We start from the raw sequence: 16,027 nt of genomic DNA, 5'->3' as shown, positions 1-16,027 counted from the left end.
CTCGCGTCGCTCTCGACTTGACATTTTTAATGATGCCTCTCATCGTAGCAGGAGCTTCAATGACACCCATCATTAATAATTCGTGGAAGGGGAGCGTCATGCGCGCCATCGCCTACGACCAGCACGGCCAAGCCGGGCAGGTACTCCGCCTGAGCGAGCAGCCTGCCCCTGCTGCGCCCGCGGCCGGGCAGGTGCGGGTGCGGGTGCTGTCCCGGCCGGTCCACCCCGGCGACCTGGCGGGAGTGGAGGGCCTTGCGGGTGGGCCGCGGCAGCGGTTCGCCACGCCACGGATTCCCGGCGTGGAGGGAATGGGCGTCATCGAGACCGTCGGCGAGGGTGTGCAGGATCTGCGGCCCGGCCGGCGGGTGGCGTTCTTCCCGGTGCCGGGCGCGTGGGGCGAACTGGTCACGGCGCCGGCCGATCTTGTGGTGCCGGTGCCCGAGGACGTCAGCGATCAGACCGCGGCTTTGATGCTGGTCAACCCGCTGACCCTGCTCTCCTTGCTGCGGGCGGTCGAGGACGCCCAGCACGGCCAGGCCGGTGCGGTGGTGCAGACGGCCGCCGGTTCGTCGGTGGGAAAGCTGGTCAGCGCCGCAGCACTCAAGCACGGCATCGCGCTGGTCAACCTGGTGCGCAGCGCCACGGGGGCGCAGGCCTTGCGGCAGCGCTTCCCCGCACTGCCGGCCATCTCGACGGCCGACGCCAACTGGCGCACTCAGGTCCAGGACGCGACCGGCGGCCGGGGTGCCCAGGTCGTACTGGACGCGGTGGGCGGATCCCTGACCGGTGAGCTGGCCGGGCTGCTCGCCGACGGCGGCACGCTGATCACCTACGGACAGCTCGGTTCCGGCAGCACGCCGCTGGAGTCGCTCGCACTGACCCCGCGGGCCCTGACCGTGCGGGGCACGTCCGTCTTGCAGTGGACGGCCGCCCGCACGCCCGGGGAACGGGGTAAGGACGTCGCCTTCGCCGCCCGTCTGGCCGCGACCGCCCCGGAACTCTTCGAGGTCGCCGCCGACTACGACCTCGCCGACTTCGCGGAGGCAATCGACCATGTCCGCCGCCCCGGCAAGAGCGGAACCGTCCTGCTCACCAGCCCCGCACCCTGAACCCCACGAAGGGCACCGCCATGAAGATCGGAACCCTCGGCGCCGGAACCCTCGGCGCCGGAACCGTCGCCCAGGCCATCGCCCGCCACGCCGTGGCCCACGGCCACCAGGTCGACTTGAGCAACAGCCGCGGCCCCGCCTGTCTGGCCGGCTCGCCGGCGAACTCGGACCGCTCGCCCACGCCGGCACCCCGCAGGAAGCCGCCGCGGCGGAACTCGTCGTGCTCGCAGTCGGCTGGCCCCAGATCCCGGACGCGGTGGCCGGCCTGCCACCCTTCGACGGGCGCATCGTCATCGACGCCACCAACCAGTTCGCCTCCCCGCCGCCGCCCATGAAGATCGCCGACCTGGGCGAGCTGACCGGCAGCGAACACGTCGCCTCACTGCTGCCAGGAGCCCGCGTCGTCAAGGCGTTCAACACCCTCTACGGCCAGTACATCGCCGCCGACCCGCGCCACCGGGCCGGACGCCAGGTGCTGTTCCTCGCCGGTGACGACGCCGACGCCAAGACCACCGTCAAGGACCTCACCGCCGCCTTCGGCTTCGCCCCCGTCGACCTCGGCTCCTTGCGCGAGGGCGGACGCCTCATGCAGCTCGGCGGCCCACTGTCCGGCCTCCACGCCCTCAAACAGGACTGAGCCGGGCCCTCGCCCCTTCCTCGCTCCCCTCCTCCTCATCCCCCCCTCAGCACAAGGAAGTTGCTCATGACCACCACCCAGCCCCTGCTGCAGCCCGTCCGCCTCGGCGCGCTGGAGCTCCCCAACAGCGTCGTCATGGCCCCCATGACCCGCGCCCGCGCTCAGAACGCCGAGCTGGCCCCCACCGACCTGCACGCGACCTACTACGCGCAGCGCGCCGGCGCCGGCCTGATCGTCACCGAGGGAACCTGGGTCAACGCCGACGCGGTCGGCTTCATCCACGCGCCCGGCATCTACACCGATGCGCAGACCGCCGGCTGGGCGAAGGTCACCGAAGCCGTCCACGAGGCCGGCGGGCGGATCGTCTCCCAGTTCGGCCACCTCGGCGCGGCCTCCCACCCCGACCACCTCGGCGGCCGCCTGCCCGCCGGACCCTCGGCCGTCAACCCCGGCGAGAAGTCCTTCACCCCCTCCGGCCCGAAGGACACCGTCACCCCGCGCGCCTACACCGCCGCCGAGATCGCCGCCACCATCGCCGACTACCGCCATGCGGCTGAGAACGCCCGCCGCGCCGGCTTCGACGGCGTGGAAATCCACGCCCAGCAGTCCCACTTGATCCCGCAGTTCCTCAACCCGCGTCTCAACCAGCGCACCGACGCCTACGGAGGCAGCAGCGACAAGCGGGCCCGCTTCCTCCTCGACATCCTCGACGCCGTCAGTGACGTGTGGGGCAGCGACCGCGTCAGCGTGAAGATGTCCCCGGGCTGGAACAACGGAACCACGTTCACCGCGGACGAGGAGACACTCGCCGACTACGACCAGCTGCTCAAGAAGCTCAACGACAGCAACTTGGCCTACCTGCACCTGCTGGGCACCCCCGGCACCATCGAGGAGCGCATCGCCGTCTTCTCCCGCTACCGCGCCCACTACCTGGGCAACATCGTCGCCAACCTCGGCTTCACCCAGGCCCTCGGCAACCAGATCCTCGACCACGGGATCGTCAACGCGGTCTCCTTCGGCGCCCCCTTCATCGCCAACCCCGACCTGGTCGAGCGCTTCGCGCAGGGCCACCCGCTGGCCGACGGCGACCGGGACACCTACTACGCCGGCCACACCAAGGGCTACACCGACTACCCCGCCTTCACAGCCAACTGAGCAAGCAAGACGCCGGCGCGGCGTCGGCGTGTGGGGCAGCAGGAAACTTCGCGCTGCCCCACACCCGACGCAGCGCCGGCCGGCTCCCTGAACGCTACTGGCCGCGAACCACAGCAAAAGGGACACCGCCAGGACAGTCGCCTCGTAGCGAACCGCGAGCTTGTCGTACCGGGTCGCCACGGCGCGGTGCCTCTTGAGGCGGTTGATGCCGCATTCGACTGCGTGCCGCGCCTTGTAGTCCTCCGGGTCGAACTTCGGTGGCCGGCCGCGTTGCGAGCCGCGGTTCTTGCGATTGCGGGCCTGGTCGACCTTGTCCGGGATGGTGCAGCGGATACCGCGTCGTCGCAGGTAGGCCGGGTTTTTGCGGGAGGCGTACGCCTTGCCGGCCCGCACGCGCCGAGGTCGGGTGCGGGGCCTGCCGACCCCAAGCTGGGGCACTCGGACCCGACCGAGGACGACCTCGAACTGCGGCGAATCCCCGCGCTGGCCTGCGGTGATCACGATCGACATGGGCTTTTGGCCCTGCTCGACGGCAAGGTGCAGCTTGGTGGTCAACCCGCCGCGGGAGCGTCCGAGCCCGTGGTCGTCCGGCTCGGTGATGATTCCGCCGGGTGGTTCCTTTTGGAGGTCCCCCTTTTCCGTGCCCCTGCGGCGTGCTCGTCAACGGCCACACCCTGACCTACCAGCCGAAGGACGCCGCGACGCGCGTTCGCGACGTCGTCGCCGCTGAGGTGCCCGTGCGGAAGGTCGCCCTGCAGCTCCGCCAGTGGGGCACCACCTGAGAAAGTCCGTCGACCGTGATCACTCCAGATTTCGTTGAGGAGGAGGGCGGCGCGGGCGATGTCGCCGATCCGGCTCGGCCTTCTGGCGCCGGACGGGGACGGGACTGTACAAGTGCTGCGCCGCTGATGCAGCCGGCTGGGCCGGCGGCATCAGCGGCAGCGTGTTTCTCGTCCCCGCCTGTCCGCAGGCAGGTGCGTCAGACCCGGACGGTCTTCAGGGCCCGGGTCCAAGACTCCAGCTGGTCGAACAGAATGGTCGAGGACTCTTCGTGCTGCGGGCCCGGCTTGAAGACGGACCAGTTCTCGAAGTCGGTGAACATAGAGAACGAGACCTGCTGGCGCACGTGAGCCAGCTGCAGTTCGCTGGCTATGCCCCGCAGGTGCTCGACGGCGCGCGCGCCGCCGAGGGAACCGTAGGAGACGAAACCGGCCGCCTTGTTGTTCCACTCTCCGTACAGATAGTCGATCGCGTTCTTCAGCACGCTGGAGGTGGAGTGGCTGTACTCGGGGGTAATGAAGATGTATCCGTCGAACTCGGCGATCTTGGCGGCCCAGGCCTTGGTGTGCTCGCCCTGGTACTGCCCCATGGCCGCCGGGATGGGCTCGTCCAGCAGGGGGAGCGGGTAGTCGGCAAGGTCGATCAGCTCGTACTCGGCGCCGGTGCGCGCGCCGGCCCGGTCCATCACCCAGTCGGCGACGGCCTTGCCGTTGCGGCCGGGGCGGGTGCTGCCGAGGATGACGGCGATCTTGAGGTCATTCATGGGATGTTCTCCTTGGTGGGCCGCTCGGCGGAAGCCGAGCGGGCGGAGCGTGCCAGGCCTGGATCACGGCGTTGAGCCGCAGCTAAAGGCCCGTCATGTCCTTCATTGCAGTGATGCTGTGGACGTTCAGCGGTCCACAGCGGCCGCGGCGGACAGCGTCAGTCGGCTGTCGAACCTCTGAGCCGTCGTCACGGTGACCATGGGCCCGCGCCGGGAGCCGCCGGTGGCGTAGCGCCCGGCGCTGGGAGGGGGAAATGCAAATGCCGCGTCGTCAGGGCAGGATCGAAACCTGGCAATGAACGATGTGCCACTCGTCCGCTACGCGCTCCACGATCAGCAGAGTTTGACGGGCACAGTTGTCCGGTCGGCGAAGTGGAAGTCGACGACCAAGTGTCCAAGCTCGAGGTCCGCGGCGAGGTGACGCGTCTCCAGAAATCGGTAACGGGCAGTCATGTCCGGTGCATGGAGGCGCAATACTCGGCCACGGCCTGTCGTCCGACGCTGCAGGGGTGCCACCGTTGGCAGATGGCGTCCTCGGCGAAGCGGGACATTCGCGAGCTGCGAAGAGTTGCAATGGGTGTGTCGGCTGGCATTGGCGTCAGTCAGTGATCGTTTCGAGGGCTGCGAGGATCTGTGCCGGCTCGGTGCGGGTGGTGTAGTCGGGATGAACGTCGATCCAGCGGATTATGCCGTCGGAGTCGGTGATCACCACGGTCGGCATGAGGATGTCGTGGGAGCCGTCGGCGTTGATTTGGGTCAGGTCCAGACCGAGAGTTGTCTGTACCTGCCGCACGTCTTCGGTGGGGCGGGTCACGATGCCGAGTTTCGCGCCGATCCGGCTGCCCGGGTCGGACAGCACGGTGTAGGTGAGCCCGTTCTTCTCCTGCATCGTCAGCGACCCGTCGGGCTTCTGCGGGCTGATGGCAACCAGCGTGATGTCGCGAGCGGCCAGTTGCTCCGCGAGAACGTTCTGGTACGTGCGTAGCGTGACGTTGCAGTACGGGCACCATGCCCCGCGGTAGAACACGATCACGGCGACCTGCCCCCGCCGGGCCTCTTCCATTGAGGTGGCACGGCCATGGACGTCCATGAGCACATCGTCGGGCATCGGAGATCCGACCGGAGTGAGGTCCGTCGGCAGCCCTGCGGCGTTGAGGCCGACCTGCTCGGCCCTGAAGGCGGCGAGAGCCTCGGCGGGCGCCTGCGCGGCCATGCCTTCGTTGACGACGGCCACCTGATCGGCGATGGGAGTGGGGGAGGCGTTCATGGAGGTCTTTCAGTTGAGCGGGTCGACGGAGCCCGAGAAGGGCCGTCCTACGCAAAAATAGAGCGACGGATCTATTGTTGTCGCGAAAAAATAGAGTGTCAAGTCTAGAAAATGGAAGCCGCCGGCCGTTGCGCTGCGTGCCCCATCCCTGCGAGTCGGTCGCGACGGCAGCCCCCATCTGCGGCCTACGTGGCATGCGCCACCGGATGAATAGGGATGCCATGGGCCGCACGGTCGCGCCGGGCGGGGCCCAGAGCTCATACGCCGTCCTCCGGCGGAGCCGCCGTAGTCTGGCATGCGGAGTCCACACGGGTGAGGAAGCACACAATGACATCCAGTACTGCCCCCCAGCGCCTGACCCCCAAGGGTCAGGCCACCCGCGACCGCATCGTCGAGGCCGCAGCCAGGCTGATGTTCGAGCGCGGTGTCGCGGGCACGGGTACGAGTGACGTGCTGAAGGCGGCCGGTGTATCGAGCCCCTCCCAGCTCTACCACTACTTCGGGGACAAAAGAGAACTCATCCAGGCCGTCATCGCCTATCAGACCCAGCACGTCCTCGACCTGCAGCGGCCCCTGCTGAGCCGACTCGACAGCTTCGAGGCGCTGGAGGCCTGGCGCGACGCCGTCGTCGCCGACCAGCGCGCACGCAACTGCGAGGGCGGCTGCCCGATCGGGTCCCTCTCGATGGAACTGTCCGACCATGACGCTGAGGCCCGCGTCGAGCTCGCGGCCGGATACCGGCGGTGGGAGGAAGCCATCCGCGAGGGGCTCGACCGCATGCAGACCAGGGGCGAACTGGACGCGGATGCCGACCCCTCCCAATTGGCTCTGGCGCTGCTCACAGCCCTGCAGGGCGGCCTGGTCATGGCCCAGGCTCGACGGGACACGGTGGCGCTCGAAGTCGTCCTGAACGCAGTCATCGACCTGATCCGCTGCCACGCGAGATCCTGACCGCACGGAACCGATGCCCTGCGGGCCCGGACAGCCGCCGCCGGTGAGCCGTGACGTGATCGGACTCGCGGAGACCAGCGGGGGCACCCCTTGCTCGGAACCGAGGCGGGCAGCCTGCACGGACGGCGTGAGGAGTTGCCGGGTCCTCCGGATGCGCGCACCTGCCGAACCGGAATGCAGAGGCCACCGGATCCCCGGTGAGAGGCGTCAGCCGGACAGTCACCGGGGCGGCTCCCACTCAAGGGCCGCTGCTCCCGCGGGTTGCGGCTCCCTTACCCGGCGCCGACGACTTCCAGCAGGAGGTGGAGGTCCTGCACGGCGTCGGCGGTGGATATGGCCGCCGCCAGGACCACGGCACTAGGGACTGTTCTGAGTTCCGATCAATGGCTTGGTTGGAGGCTGCGGAGCCAGATGATGGCGCCGCGTAAGTGGAGTCCGGCCAGGTAGCTGGCGGGTGTCTTGTCGTAGCGGGTGGCCAGGCCACGCCAGTCCTTGATCTTGTTGATGCAACGCTCGACGGTGTTGCGCTCCTTGTAGAGCTCGGCGTCGTGGGTGACCGGGCGGCCTCCGCGTGAGCCCTTCTTCCGGCGGTTGGCCGCCTGGTCCGCCTTCTGCGGGATGACCGCCTTGATACGGCGTCTGCGCAGGTAGGCGCGGTTGGCCCGGGAGGAATAGGCCTTGTCCGCGGCGAGAGCCCCGGGCCGGGTGCGAGGTCGGCCGATCCGGCCACGGACCTTGATCCGCTCAATGACCTCCGTGAACTGCGGACTGTCAGCCGCCTGCCCGGGAGTCAGGACGAACGCCAGCGGCCGGCAGCGCCGGTCCGCGGCCAGATGAACCTTGCTGGTCAGCCCGCCACGCGAGCGCCCGAGCCCGGCCGCCTTCAGCCGCGCCCTGCGGCGACGGCGACGCTCCGCATGCGCCAGCGCGTCCGCAGCGCCGTTCACCGCCCGCTCGGGCGACTCCTTTTGCCCCTTTCGCGGAGCCCCTTTTCCTCGGCGACGGCCTTCTCCAACGCGTGCAGCAGATCCGGGTCCACGGCCATACCCGCCGCGTCGTGGTGAGCACGCACGACCGTGGAGTCCACACTGACCAGGCCCAGATCGACCTGCCCACGCACGGCCGCCTCCGCGATCATCCCCTCCATCAAGGCCTCGAAGACCCCGGCACCGGCCCAGGACTCAAAGCGGCCGTACACCGTCGACCAGGAGCCGTACTTCTCGGGCAGGTCACGCCACGGACTGCCGGTACGAAAACGCCACACCACCCCGTCGAACTGCCTCCGCAGCCGCTGGGGATCGTACGACCCGCGTTCCCCCACCGGCAGGAACGGCTCGACCAACTCCCACTCACCATCGGTCAGATCACCACGCGTCACACCGGTCTTCTACCAGGCAACGACCCACCGCCAGAGGCGAATGACACATCCAATGATCAGATCCTGGAACAGTCCCTAGGGCGCGTATTCGGTTCTGATCAATGGGCGATCCGGGTGAGTTCCTTGATCCAGATCATCGAGGCCCGTAGATGGAGGCCGGCGAGGTAGCTTTCCGGTGTTTTGTCATAGCGAGTGGCGATGCCTCGCCACGCCTTCAGCTTGTTGATCAGGCGCTCGACGGTGTTCCGTTCCCTGTAGAGGTCGGTGTCGTGGCTGACGGGCCGGCCGTCCTTGTTGCCCTTCTTCTTGCGGTTGGCGGCCTGGTCCTTCTTCTCCGGGATGACGGCCTTGATGCGGCGTCTCCGCAGGTAGGAGCGGTTACCTCGGGAGGAGTACGCCTTGTCCCCGGCGACCGCGTCGGGCCGGGTGCGGGGACGGCCGACCGGCCCGCAGACCCGTACCTCCTTGAGCACAGGGATGAACTGGGGGCTGTCCGCGGCCTGTCCAGCGGTGAGGACGAACGCCAGCGGGCGGCACTTTCGGTCGGCGGCAAGGTGGATCTTGCTGGTCTGTCCGCCTCTCGAGCGTCCGAGCAGGGCAGCCTTCAGTCGCAGTTTCCGGCGGCGTCGGATGTGTCGCCGTTCTTCCTGCCCCGGGTCTCCTCCGGGGTCCTGCCCGTCTTGTCCTTCCGAGCCGCCCCCTTTGACCTGGCCTTTTCCTCCTCGGCGGCGGCCTGCTCCAGGGCGGTGAGCACATCCTGGCGCAGATGCATCCCGGCGGCGTCGTGGTGAGCGCGTGCGGTGGTGGAGTCGATACTGCCCAGGGACAGGTCCACCTCGCCGTGGTGGTCTGCGTGGACGAGAAGAGCCAGATCCAGGCGCTGGACCGGACCGCGCCGATGCTGCCGGTGCGGCCCGGCCTGTCCGAGCGGCGCACCCACGACTACGTGCGGCACGGCACCACCACGCTGTTTGCCGCGCTGGAGGTCGCCACCGGGAAGATCACAGCCGACGCCTGCCACACCCGGCACCGCAACGACGAGTTCCTGCGCTTTCTCAAGCAGGTCGCCAAGGCCCACCCGAGGGTGAAGCTGCACGTGGTCGTCGACAACTACGCCACCCACAAGCACCCCCGCGTGAAGGCATGGCTGGCGAAGAACCCCCGGATCACCCTGCACTTCACACCGACCTCCTGCTCGTGGCTGAACCTGGTGGAGATCTTCTTCGGCATCATCACCCGCCAGGCCATACGCCGCGGCACCTTCACCTCCGTCGCCGACCTGAAGGACGCCATCCGCCGGTACATCGACGCCTACAACGACCGCTGCCAGCCCTTCGCTTGGACCAAGACCGCCGACGAAATCCTCGAACACGCCACACCTAAACGTCCAAGAACTTCATTCACGCGACACTAGGTACTGCTCGGCCTCTGGGGCGGGCTGCACATCAAACGGTTCTATCGGGCTTGCCAACATGCGCCTCATGGTGCGGCTTGCACTCATCCACGAGCATTCATATGTTTATCACGGATTACTACCCACCTATTCGTGAGGTGTTCGAAGGTGCAGCAGGTTCCGATCACTGTCTTCAGCGGTCCGACGGTTCTCATCGAGTATGGAGGTCTGCGGTTTCTGACCGATCCGACCTTCGACGGCCCCGGCGACTACGAGTTGCCCGGCGGCTTGGTGCTGACAAAAACGGCACCCTCCTCAATCACGCCGAAGGAACTTGGGCCCGTCGACGCCGTGCTGCTTTCCCACGACCAGCACGCCGACAACCTCGACACTTCTGGGCGAAACTTTCTCGCCAGCGTGCCACTCACCCTCACCACTACCGACGGCGCACAGCGCCTCGGCGGGACTACCCGCGCGCTCTCCCCGTGGGCCTCTGTCGAACTCCCGCGCCCGGATGGTGGCATGGTGACTGTAACGGGTACGCCAGCCCTCCACGGCCCGGAAGGAGCCGAGGCGATCGCAGGTGAAGTGATCGGGTTCGTCCTCACCTCCGAGGACCTGCCCACGGTCTACGTCAGCGGCGACAACGCGTCACTGGACGTGGTGAGGCAGATCGCCGAACGCTTCGGGCCTATCGACTCCGCGGTTCTCTTCGCCGGCGCACCTCGACTGCCCGTTTTCGATGGTGCACTCGTCGTCCTGGACGGCGCCGGGGCCGCTACAGCCGCACAGATCCTCGAAGCCCGACGTGTCGTCCCCGCTCACTGCGACAGCTGGGCCCACTACACCGAAGACCGCGGTGATCTCGTCAACGCCTTCACGTCTGCCGGCATCGCAAATCGGCTGCAGCTTGACTGATTCCCAATGGTGTTTGGGACTGTGAAAAGAACGGTGTAACTCCCGATCAAGGAAGAACACCTGACGAGCGACGTGACTGCCTCCATCGAGGCGGTTGAAGAGGTTCGGCCGGTCGAGCTGTCGGCGGACCTGCTGGATGACCAGTTGATCGGGCAGTTGGTCGACCGGGCCCGCGCGAACGGGCTCCAGTTGACCGGCGAGGGCGGGCTCCTGCAGCAGCTGACCAAGCGCGTGCTGGAGTCCGCTCTGGAAGGCGAGATCACCGACCACCTGGGCTACGACAAGCACGACCCTGGGACGGAAACATGAAGCGTCCAACCGAAAAGAGTAAGTCATGTCAAGCGAATTCCCCAAGGTGGGCCCGGGTGAAGGGGAGGCCGGCGAATGCGACGTGTCGCGCCCTTCGAACCTGCTTGCCTCTGCGCGAATTCCGCCTGGCCCTGCTCCGGAAATGCAGAGGCTTACTCGGGCTTGGAGCTCCAGTATCCTGAACCATGTAACAAATCTTACCCTTTCACCGCAGTCGCTATTGCGGGGATTCCGATTCGACGCGCATGGGCAAATATTTAACGACGTCGTACATGCTGAACATCGTTCCGGTGCCGTGAGTGGTATATCTGGCAACGGAGACGAGAGTGACCCGGTGGTCGTCTACTATGTCATGTCGGGGCAGGTTCAATTCGAGGGTGAGAATACCAAGATCACCATAAAGCCCGGGGAGATGTGTGTTCGCGACTCGCGCAAGCGCTGGCGTTTCTGGTACGACCCCGGAACTGCTTATCGCTGGGTAACTGTACCGCGAAGTCGCGTAAGTTCTCTGCAGTTGAACGGCGGACCGCTCGTGGCGACCAGGTCAAATCCGGAAGTCAAGCTTCTGATCGCATACCTTGAGATGATAGATAATCATACCTTTTCGGGCATTTCCATGTCGGGGAAAGCGGCAGTCGCAGACGCCACAATAGGGCTTCTGCGGGGAGTGATTTCTGCAAATGTCGCACACGGGATAGCGGGCCGGGGAGATGTTCTCGTCATGGCGGCCAAGAAGGTCATCGATGAGAACCTGGGGGAGCGTGATCTGAGTCCCGATGTGGTCGCACAGATTTTGGGTGTCTCGACAAGGACGCTACATCGGTGCTTCGCTGCAAGTGACGGCTCTGTAATGAGCTATGTACGGCGACGACGCACTGAAGAAGCGCAGAGGGAAATGATCAATTCCAGCCCGTTGGTAAGCTTTGGCGAGCTTGCAGCGAAATGGCATTTCTCCGATGCAAGTCACTTCACTCGGACCTTCAAAAAAATTTATGGAACCACACCGACCGCGTACCTGGAAAAGCTGCGTATTGATGCCACAGGCACGGGTCGCTGAGGTCGCAGGCGCCGAGGCCGGCGCGCCGCAGGCGCTCCAGGAAATCGCAGGGTTCCCTGCGCGGGTGCGCGCGCTTCTTCGGCCGCTACGGGGTCTGACTCGTACCTACTCCTGCACCGCGTGCGCAGCCGTGTCCCCCAGGGGCAAGAACTCCGCCCGCGTGAGTGTCTCTTGGGCTGCCGCCCACAGTAGTCGCCGCACACGCGTCCCCCTGGTTCAGATCCGGTTCGATGCGACGAGCTGCCGCGCCTGCCCCCTGCGCCCGCAGTGCACGGCAGCGGGCAACGGCAAGTGGGGACGGGCACTCACCCTGTGCGAACCCGCCCAGAGAGCGGCCCTTCAGTAGCGCCGCCGCGAACAGGAAACCGACACATGGCGGAAGCGCTACCGACGACGGGTCGGAATCGAGGCCACCGTCTGTCAGATCGTCCACCGCCCCCAGCATGAGAGCTGAAGTGCGCCGGGCTTCCTACGTGAGCCTGTCGCAGCGCATTTCAGATCCCTGCGGGATGACACCGAAGACCGCAGCTGCTACCGGACTGCGGCTGCCACCCGCCTCGGACATTGAGCTGTTTCCAACCTCAGTTTGCCGGGTTGAGGTGGAGGGTGAGGACGGCTTGGACGAGGGTGGTGATGCGGGTGGTGCCGCACCTCAGCTTCCGCAGGAGGCGCCAGGTTTTGAGGGTGGCCATGGCCCGTTCGCCGAGCGCGCGGATCTTCGCGTGGGAGACGTTGGCGGCGCGCTGACCTGTGGAGAGCTTGTCTCAACGGCCGCGGTAGGGCACGCGGACCGTGCCGCCGGCGCCTTGATAACCCTTGTCGGCCCAGCACCGGATGCCGGCTTTGTCGAGGGCGTCGATGACGCCGTGGGTACGGGCGGCTTCGATGTCGTGGACCGATCCCGGCAAGGCTGGCGAGGCCCAGATCAGGTTCCCGAAGGGATCGGCGATGACCTGCACGTTCATGCCGTGTTTCTTGTGTTTCCCCGAGTAGTAGGGCCGGTCGGCGGCGATGCGGTCGATCGGCAGCAGCGTGCCGTCAAGAATCACGAACCCCTTGCGCGAAGCCTCCTTGGTGGCAGCAGCCAGGTCCGGTGCACGGGACGCGAGGAGTTCGATGACCTCGGCGACGTAGCGGTAGACCGTGGCGTTCCCGACGCCGAAACCTGCCGCCAACTGGGCGTAGGTGTGTCCGCAGCGCACATGTGCCAGCGCCAGGAGAGGCTGCCGGTCCGAGGTAAGACCGACCGGCAATAGGCGGCGGCTGTGGGTTCGAGGGATGGGCTGGATGCGGTGCGGGCACCGCCCCTGAGAAGGCACGGCACTCCATGAGCCTTTTCAGTGGGGCCACCGATCGGGTGAGGGCCCACTGGTTGGAGACCGGTGTGAAACGGGCGAGGCTCCTCGGCGGTTGAGCGAGATGTCTGACGTCTCAACCCCTCTGCCAGGGAGCCCCGTTGGTTACCCATCCTGCAGCACTGGACCTGCCTCATGCGCTGGTTGAGTGGGTGACGATGCTGATCGTCACCCAGGAGGGTGACCGCCGCTGCAAACTCCGACCCTCGCAGCGGGCCCTGGTCGCGCTGGCCTACCTGCGCAAGCACGACACTCTCGCGCAGATCGCAGCCAGCTTCCGGATCGGCATCGGCACCGCCCACACCTAGGTGCACGCCGTCATCGAGCTCCTGGCCCACCGCGCGCCCGGCCTGACCCGCGCCCTGCGCAAGGCGGACCCGGAGTACGTGCTCGTCGACGGCACGCTCGCCGAATGCGACCGGGTCGGCGACGGCTGCGCCGACTACTCCGGCAAGCACCGCCGCCACGGCGTGAACCTGCAGGTCATCACCGACCCGCGAGGCGAGATCGTGTGGATCTCCCGCGCTCTGCCCGGCCGCATCGTGACCACCAGCGTCCGCCTCGGCATCCCCGACCTGGCCGACCTGGCCTACCTCGGCGCCGACGGCACCTTCGCCACGCCGACCAGACGCCCACCCCGCAAGGAACTCACCACCCGGCAACTTCCTCGGCCTCGCCACCTGCCTGATCACCCACCGACACGTCCAACGCCTTTGTTAGGACCTCTTAACCGAGCCGTTACGGCTGCAGTTCGAGGGCGTGATCTGGCGGTTCAAGACCGGCGGGCAGTGGTGGGAGATGCCGCGGGAGTTCGGTGCCTGGTCGACCGTCTCCAACCGCTTCCGGCAGTAGCGTGGTTGATCGCGGAGGCGGCGAAGCGGGGCGAGGTGGACCTGTCCCTGGTCAGTGTCGACTCCACCACCGCGCGCGCTCACCACGACGCCGCCGGGATGCACCTGGGCCAGGACGTGCTCACCGCCCTGGAGAAGGCCGCGGCCGAGGAGGAAAAGGCCAGGTCAGAGAGGCGGACAGACCAGCAAGATCCACCTCGCCGCCGATAGGAAGTGCCGCCCGCCGGAGTTTGTCCTGACCGCGGGACAGGCCGCGGGCCCGCAGTTCATCCCCGTAGTGAAGAAGGTACGGGTTCGCAGGCCGGTCGGCCGTCCCCGCACCCGGCCCGACGCGGTCGCCGGGGACAAAGCCTACTCGTCCCGCTGAAACCGCGCCTACCTACGCAAACCGCGCATCAAGGCCGTCATCCCGGAGAAGAAGGACCAAGCCGCCAACCGCAAGAACAAGGGCAACAAGGGCGGCCGACCCGTCAGCCACGACACCGACCTCTACAAGGAACCGAACACCGTCGAGCGCCTGATCAACAAGCTGAAGGCATGGCGCGGCATCGCCACTCGCTACGACAAGACGCTGGAGAGCTACCTCGCCGGCCTCCACCTGCGGGCCTTGATGATCTGGATCAAAACCTCACCCGGACCGCCCATTGATCACAATCGAATACGCGCCCTAGCTGCGTCTTTGTCTGTGACGTGCTCCTCGGCAGTGCCCGACCTTTGAACGCCTGGTGGGGCCAACTTCCGTGCCGGAGTGGGGCCGATTTACGTGTCGCAAACACCCACAGCGCGACGATCCGGGTTCTCCTTGCCGGTCGCCGGTGACGCGACGGGTGCGTCGACGCCCTCTGGGCCGAGGTTCGGCGCCCGGGCAGGACCTCATCGGGAAGACGGAGCTCACCGGTCCCTTCCCTGAGCCCCGGCGCACCGGACTCATCCTGATGCCACGCCGTTTTCACCCGGTCGGACAGCATGGCAGCGCCCGGCTCTGCCGATGCCTGAAAGCTGGTGTGCCGTAGGCCTCAAGGGAAGCGAGAACGGTATGACGGCATCTCCGGTCCTCGCCGCGGCGGCGTGCGTCGCGGCCCTGTGCACGGCGTCCGCGGCCCCTGCCTCCGCCGACGGCGGAGGCGGCGCGAGCGGCGCCAAGCCCACCGTCGTCCTCATCCACGGGGCGTTCGCCGACAGCTCCAGCTGGAACGGCGTCGTGGAACGGCTCGAACGCCGCGGCTACACGGTCATGGCGCCCGCCAACCCGCTGCGCGGCCTGTACAACGACGCGACCTACATATCGTCGGTGCTGGACAGCATCAAGGGCCCCGTCGTCCTGGCCGGTCACTCCTACGGCGGCGCCGTGATCAGCTCGGCCGCGGCCGGCCACCCCCAGGTCAAGGCGCTGGTGTACATCGACGCCCAGGTGCCCGACGTCGGCGAGAGCGGCGCGTCGCTGGCCGCCCGGTTCCCCACCGCCCTCCCCACCGCGCTCAGGTCCGTCCCCTACCGGGAGGGCGGCGGGCGGAGCGGTACCGACCTCTACCTCAAGCGCGACAAGGTGTACCCGCTCTTCGCGGCCTGCCTGCCGAGGAGCCAGGCCGACCTGCTGGGCGTCACCCAGCGGCCAGCCGCCACCACCGCCCTCTCCGAGACGGCCAAGGTCGCCGCCTGGAAGACCATCCCGTCCTGGGCCATGGTTGGCCGCCAGGACATGACCATCAGCCCCGAGCAGGAACGCTTCCAGGCCCGCCGCGCCCACTCGCACACGGTGGAGATCAACTCCTGCCACGTCTCCCTGATCGCGCACCCCGACGCCGTCACCGACCTGATCCTCCAGGCCGCCACCGCCTCGGGGTCCGGGTCCGCCGGCCCCTCCCTGGCGGCCACGGGCTCCGCCGAGCCCCGGCGTGAGCTCACCGGCCTCGGCGGCATCGCCGGTGTGTCCCTCGTCGCCGGTGCCGGTGCCGTCCTCGTCGGCCGCCGGCTGCGCCGCCGCTTGCGCTGACCGGCCGTCCCGGGAAGGGGTCTGTCCAACGAACGGTGTAACTCGGGTGGTGTGAGTTAGCGGCGGCCGAGGGAGAGTCGGCCGTCGAAGGCGATGTCGAAGGCTTGCAGG

9 protein-coding genes and 9 pseudogenes are annotated in these 16,027 nt (G+C 67.4%); 12 read left to right on the top strand and 6 right to left on the bottom strand.

Annotation, left to right across the window (positions count from 1 at the left end):
• The first annotated feature begins 59 nt into the window (after positions 1-59).
• From ACWDAS_RS37665 to ACWDAS_RS37655, 3 genes and pseudogenes are all read left to right on the top strand, one after another.
• On the top strand, positions 60-1,109 hold the full coding sequence (locus ACWDAS_RS37665; RefSeq protein WP_450399969.1) for a zinc-binding dehydrogenase: 1,050 nt from the start codon (positions 60-62) through the stop codon (positions 1,107-1,109).
• Between the two features lie 20 nt (positions 1,110-1,129).
• Positions 1,130-1,746, top strand: a pseudogene (locus ACWDAS_RS37660) (NADPH-dependent F420 reductase).
• Positions 1,747-1,812: 66 nt separating this feature from the next.
• Positions 1,813-2,901: an alkene reductase gene (locus ACWDAS_RS37655; protein ID WP_450399967.1), complete on the top strand. Its 1,089-nt coding sequence runs from the start codon at positions 1,813-1,815 to the stop codon at positions 2,899-2,901.
• 168 nt (positions 2,902-3,069) lie between these two features.
• Here ACWDAS_RS37655 and ACWDAS_RS37650 read toward each other — a convergent pair.
• A pseudogene (locus ACWDAS_RS37650) lies at positions 3,070-3,456 on the bottom strand (transposase); the annotation flags it as partial.
• A 98-nt stretch (positions 3,457-3,554) separates the two neighbouring features.
• Between ACWDAS_RS37650 and ACWDAS_RS37645 the strand changes: the two are divergent.
• A complete protein-coding gene (locus ACWDAS_RS37645) occupies positions 3,555-3,683 on the top strand; it encodes a hypothetical protein (RefSeq protein WP_450399964.1) in 129 nt (42 codons plus the stop codon).
• Positions 3,684-3,880: 197 nt separating this feature from the next.
• Here ACWDAS_RS37645 and ACWDAS_RS37640 read toward each other — a convergent pair whose 3' ends face one another.
• Positions 3,881-4,444: an NADPH-dependent FMN reductase gene (locus ACWDAS_RS37640; RefSeq protein WP_450399961.1), complete on the bottom strand. Its 564-nt coding sequence runs from the start codon at positions 4,442-4,444 to the stop codon at positions 3,881-3,883.
• A 598-nt stretch (positions 4,445-5,042) separates the two neighbouring features.
• Positions 5,043-5,711, bottom strand: a complete 669-nt coding sequence (locus ACWDAS_RS37635) for a peroxiredoxin-like family protein (protein ID WP_450399959.1) — start codon at positions 5,709-5,711, stop codon at positions 5,043-5,045.
• Positions 5,712-6,038: 327 nt separating this feature from the next.
• Here ACWDAS_RS37635 and ACWDAS_RS37630 point away from each other — a divergent pair, with 327 nt between their 5' ends.
• Positions 6,039-6,662, top strand: coding sequence for a TetR/AcrR family transcriptional regulator (locus tag ACWDAS_RS37630; protein ID WP_450399957.1), 624 nt, complete (start codon positions 6,039-6,041; stop codon positions 6,660-6,662).
• Between the two features lie 380 nt (positions 6,663-7,042).
• Here the strand turns inward: ACWDAS_RS37630 and ACWDAS_RS37625 are convergent.
• Together ACWDAS_RS37625 and ACWDAS_RS37620 are read right to left on the bottom strand one after the other, a co-directional pair.
• Positions 7,043-8,040, bottom strand: a pseudogene (locus tag ACWDAS_RS37625) (IS5 family transposase).
• A 98-nt stretch (positions 8,041-8,138) separates the two neighbouring features.
• A pseudogene (locus ACWDAS_RS37620) lies at positions 8,139-8,881 on the bottom strand (IS5 family transposase); the annotation flags it as partial.
• Between ACWDAS_RS37620 and ACWDAS_RS37615 the strand changes: the two are divergent.
• The 4 genes and pseudogenes from ACWDAS_RS37615 to ACWDAS_RS37600 form a co-directional block, all read left to right on the top strand.
• Positions 8,879-9,454, top strand: a pseudogene (locus ACWDAS_RS37615) (IS630 family transposase); the annotation flags it as partial. The pseudogenes ACWDAS_RS37620 and ACWDAS_RS37615 sit on opposite strands and share 3 nt — an antisense overlap.
• A 147-nt stretch (positions 9,455-9,601) precedes the next feature.
• Positions 9,602-10,351 (top strand): MBL fold metallo-hydrolase, encoded by a 750-nt coding sequence (locus tag ACWDAS_RS37610; protein WP_450399955.1) that lies wholly within the window; start codon positions 9,602-9,604, stop codon positions 10,349-10,351.
• 60 nt (positions 10,352-10,411) lie between these two features.
• Positions 10,412-10,645 (top strand): annotated as a pseudogene (locus ACWDAS_RS37605) (IS256 family transposase); the annotation flags it as partial.
• A 349-nt stretch (positions 10,646-10,994) separates the two neighbouring features.
• On the top strand, positions 10,995-11,717 hold the full coding sequence (locus ACWDAS_RS37600) for a helix-turn-helix domain-containing protein (RefSeq protein ID WP_450399953.1): 723 nt from the start codon (positions 10,995-10,997) through the stop codon (positions 11,715-11,717).
• Positions 11,718-12,298: 581 nt separating this feature from the next.
• On the opposite strand, the pseudogene ACWDAS_RS37595 reads toward ACWDAS_RS37600, so the two are convergent.
• A pseudogene (locus ACWDAS_RS37595) lies at positions 12,299-13,006 on the bottom strand (transposase family protein).
• A gap of 167 nt (positions 13,007-13,173) precedes the next feature.
• Between ACWDAS_RS37595 and ACWDAS_RS37590 the strand changes: the two are divergent.
• From ACWDAS_RS37590 to ACWDAS_RS37580, 3 genes and pseudogenes are all read left to right on the top strand, one after another.
• Positions 13,174-13,734, top strand: a pseudogene (locus ACWDAS_RS37590) (transposase family protein); the annotation flags it as partial.
• Positions 13,735-13,804: 70 nt separating this feature from the next.
• Positions 13,805-14,545: pseudogene (locus ACWDAS_RS37585) on the top strand (IS5 family transposase); the annotation flags it as partial.
• A 414-nt stretch (positions 14,546-14,959) separates the two neighbouring features.
• Positions 14,960-15,916 (top strand): alpha/beta fold hydrolase, encoded by a 957-nt coding sequence (locus ACWDAS_RS37580; protein WP_450399950.1) that lies wholly within the window; start codon positions 14,960-14,962, stop codon positions 15,914-15,916.
• Positions 15,917-16,027 lie beyond the last annotated feature (111 nt).

The organism is Streptomyces sp. NPDC001070 (assembly GCF_053598835.1).
This window is presented reverse-complemented; position numbering and strand designations above follow the sequence as displayed.

Coding starts and splice junctions, on each gene's coding strand:
- ACWDAS_RS37665 (WP_450399969.1), top strand. CDS start 60: ATGACACCCATCATTAATAATTCGTGGAAGGGGAGCGTCATGCGCGCC.
- ACWDAS_RS37655 (WP_450399967.1), top strand. CDS start 1,813: ATGACCACCACCCAGCCCCTGCTGCAGCCCGTCCGCCTCGGCGCGCTG.
- ACWDAS_RS37640 (WP_450399961.1), bottom strand. CDS start 4,444: ATGAATGACCTCAAGATCGCCGTCATCCTCGGCAGCACCCGCCCCGGC.
- ACWDAS_RS37635 (WP_450399959.1), bottom strand. CDS start 5,711: ATGAACGCCTCCCCCACTCCCATCGCCGATCAGGTGGCCGTCGTCAAC.
- ACWDAS_RS37630 (WP_450399957.1), top strand. CDS start 6,039: ATGACATCCAGTACTGCCCCCCAGCGCCTGACCCCCAAGGGTCAGGCC.
- ACWDAS_RS37580 (WP_450399950.1), top strand. CDS start 14,960: ATGACGGCATCTCCGGTCCTCGCCGCGGCGGCGTGCGTCGCGGCCCTG.